Origin of the sequence: Chamaesiphon sp. VAR_69_metabat_338 (assembly GCF_031423935.1) — a bacterium.
In the GTDB taxonomy this organism is placed as follows: Bacteria; Cyanobacteriota; Cyanobacteriia; order Cyanobacteriales; family Chamaesiphonaceae; genus Chamaesiphon.
Window position 1 is genome coordinate 1 of record NZ_JANPGM010000194.1, and the last position, 3,394, is coordinate 3,394.

At 50.6% G+C, this 3,394-nt stretch carries 3 protein-coding genes; all 3 read left to right on the forward strand.

From position 1 onward, the window contains the following. A partial coding sequence (locus RMO84_RS05685; protein ID WP_310487506.1) for a hypothetical protein occupies positions 1-234 on the forward strand: 234 nt, incomplete at its 5' end. Positions 235-456: 222 nt separating this feature from the next. After that, positions 457-2,481: a hypothetical protein gene (locus RMO84_RS05690; protein WP_310487507.1), complete on the forward strand. Its 2,025-nt coding sequence runs from the start codon at positions 457-459 to the stop codon at positions 2,479-2,481. A gap of 9 nt (positions 2,482-2,490) precedes the next feature. After that, positions 2,491-3,321: a hypothetical protein gene (locus RMO84_RS05695; RefSeq protein ID WP_310487508.1), complete on the forward strand. Its 831-nt coding sequence runs from the start codon at positions 2,491-2,493 to the stop codon at positions 3,319-3,321. Positions 3,322-3,394 lie beyond the last annotated feature (73 nt).

Consider the following 3,394-nt stretch of genomic DNA (forward strand, 5'->3'; position numbering starts at 1 on the left):
CCCGCCTACTACCTCAAAAATTGTAGAGACGATCCCGAAGAAAAATACGATTGCGTAAATGGTGGCTGCGTCCCTAAGACCACTTACAACACCCCTGGCAAGTACGACAGTATAGCGGCCTGTCAGAGTTCTTGCGCCAAAGATTCGCCATGTAACGGCGAGTGCATCCCCACGACTGAGATTGCCGCGCTCCAGCAAGCGGCAAATAAAGCCCAGGCCAATTGTTGTAAATAATCTTCGCGCAGGGTCATCACAACAGCAGTACGTGAAGATCTCAGACCTAGTACCGATCGTCCCAATCGTGACCGCGATCGTCGCTGGGCCGATCGCCTCACTGCTAGCGCGAGCCGATTTCTAGCATTTGCTAGTCCGGCAACAACACCCACAACAGCAGTGCGGATCGTCGCTGTGCCGTGCGCACTTACTATCGATCGATCTAATGAAGATGAATAATCCATGAGTAGCGTCACCCCCATCACCAATCAACTTAACAATATCGGTGGTTGCAATAGTAATAACTGCTGCGAACAAATCGCCGCGCTTACATCCAGAATTTCAACACTAGAGGGAAAGGTCAGCAGCGCACAATCTACCGCCGACAATGCCAAGGGGAAGGCGGAAGAAGCGGCAAGCAAGGTTATTGCCGCGACTGTTGCGATCGGGGTGCTGGGGTCGCAATTTGGCGGATTATCAGCAGAGATTGCCGTAATCACCGGAACGATCGCGGCACTTGGGGCCAGAATCGCCGCCGTCGCTGGAAGTGTGGCTGCACTTGTGGCAGAGATTGGCGTTGTTGGTGCAGGATTGGCCGCAGTAGTCGCCGAACTTGCGCCCATTATCATCGCAGTCGCGGGGATTGCCGCGATCGCACTGATTGCGAATATAGCCTCCGACAGGAGCGCAGAGGCTACCGCCACCGCAAACATTGCCCTGGCAGCATCTCAGACAGCGATGCGCAAAGCAGGGGAGGCGACAACCATTGCCACAGTTGCAGATAACTCAGCCAATACCGCAACCAGTACCGCCAATCGGGCGATCGGTGCCGCAGAAAGTGCTGAAGATCGTTCTAAACGCGCATACATTGAATCGATAAACGCTGCTGCTGAGGCTAGAAACGCGGCGAATGCTGCCAATCATGCAGAAGAAACAGCCGGCGCATTGAATGGTCAGATCTCAGACACTAAATCGATCGCTGCGGGGGCGAGTAGTAAGGCCGATAGTGCTCTTGCTGCTGCGGCAGCAGCTGCGGGATCGCCTGGTAAGGTCGGAGCACCAGGCGCAACTGGTGCAACGGGCGCAACTGGTGCCACGGGCGCAACAGGTGCAACAGGTGCCACGGGTGCAACAGGTGCCACGGGCACATCCGCAGATCCGACACTTTCTAACAGAGTTCAACAGCTCGAAAGCCAAGCAAAAAATAACGATATGAATCCAGGTAAAGAAAACGAGATCCTTGCAAATATCGCCAAATTATCCGCCGCAGTTTTGGTAATGCCGACATCGATCGCCAACTCTCAAACCTTCCGCGCTGCTGCCACATCCGCCGCCGCTGCTGGTTCGTGTCAGAGTTCTCAACCTGGCGGCTGTAATGGTGGCAGTGCCGATCGATTTAGCAAGCTTGAAGGATTGCTCAATGGAGTCAGCGCGGGCTACGGTGCTCTCAACAATGCCGTGCTCAACACGATGAACAGTACGCTGAACATCGTCAACACCAAACTCGGATCGCAGATTACCGGCGGCTTGAGCAAGTGGACGACAAACATCGCCGAAGTTGCCAATCGATCGCAAATCCTGAATATATTCACCTGGATCGGGGTGATGCATAACGCCTATTTCCTATCCAATTCCCTCACTCAGACCCTATTTAGTGCCGTGAGCAATTCACTAGCCGCGCTAGGCATTAAAGACACCTCTACAGACCCAGCAGGGTCGCCCTTTGATGTGGGCAAACTTGTCGCGACGTGGACAGACACTTATTTCAAATCAATCTTCGGTGTAGCCACGGTAGAGGGCATCAAATCTGACTGGAAGAAGTACAGCCGGATCTATCAAGCCGCCGCGCAGGTAATGTATTCAGTCCAATCGATCGGCCAATCGATTCTTGGTGCCTTAGAGGTCGTCGGCTCGCACGTCGCCAAAATTGGTAACGCCATGCAGAAATTCCGCCTAGTTGGCGAAAAAGCCTATAGCTGGATGAACCCGCAGCCAGGATTTCAGAATCGATTCACCATGTTTTTACAAGGTAGTCAAGAGATGCTTTCTCAAGTCGATCAAGTTGCTTCGACCGTGGTTTCAATCAAGGAAACAAAAGACCAACTAACCAAACAAACGGATGATTTGACTAAGAGCATGAGCGAAGATCCGAACGGTAGAAAAGGCGAAGCCGTCCCCGAAGCATCATTAGTCAAGGCGGCTGAAGAATTAGCCAAAGCAGCAAGTAAATCACCGGACATTCCCGAATCAGATCAAGTTAAGCCGTAGGTTAAAGCCATGCCATTACCCGATAATTTCAGCCCCGCCGAACATCTGCAAGATGTGGTTATGCTCACTCAAAACAAAATTGTCAGAGCCGAGTTTAACGATGTCGGAGATGATGATTGGGTGCAAGATATTAACACCCCCAGGGCATCTCTGCGCGTCGCATGCACTCATCAGGATGCCGATTCGGTAGATATGACCTTAATTCGGTTGTGGCTGTTCTATGGCGTTCTACGCAAGGCTAAAGATTTCCATCCATCTATTTACGGGATTCCGGCCACCAGCTTCCAAGAAACTAATAAGATGCATCCACAAATTCATCTATATTTTGAGGAAAAAGCAACAGAAGCCGATCCAAGATATTCAATCTTAAGATCGCAAGTTAGCCTTCGGTTGATGAATGAAACTACCGACACTCTTACTAAAGCTGAAGCGACAGCACTCGGCACTAAAATCAAATCTCTATTTAATTCCGGCACTGCATTTTTCTGGAAGCGTGGCAAAGAGTTAGCAAGTTATGTCGATCAAGAGAAAGGTTACTATTTCCAAATTCTAGTATTCAACGAAACTGAAGCTAAAAAAGTCATCGAGCAAGTACTCGATATTCGCGGACATACTCCCAATTGGAAATTATTAAACATTAAGAAAAATGCCGAACCCGCCACAACTTACCCGACAATTCCCGTAACCAAGGTGATTATGGGGAGATCAACTAAGCAACCCCGCCGTCGTCCGGTCGGTACCGTCCGCTTCGTGAGTGCAGTATTGATGTTGCACGGTAAACCAGACCCGATCGTCTTATACGACCCTTCCGGTACTTATCTTGGCGCGTTGGTAAAATAACTTCTTTGTAATTCGAGCAGCAACCCCTATAGGGGGTTGCAGAGACAATTGTTTGTTACAACCGGCTCTAGGG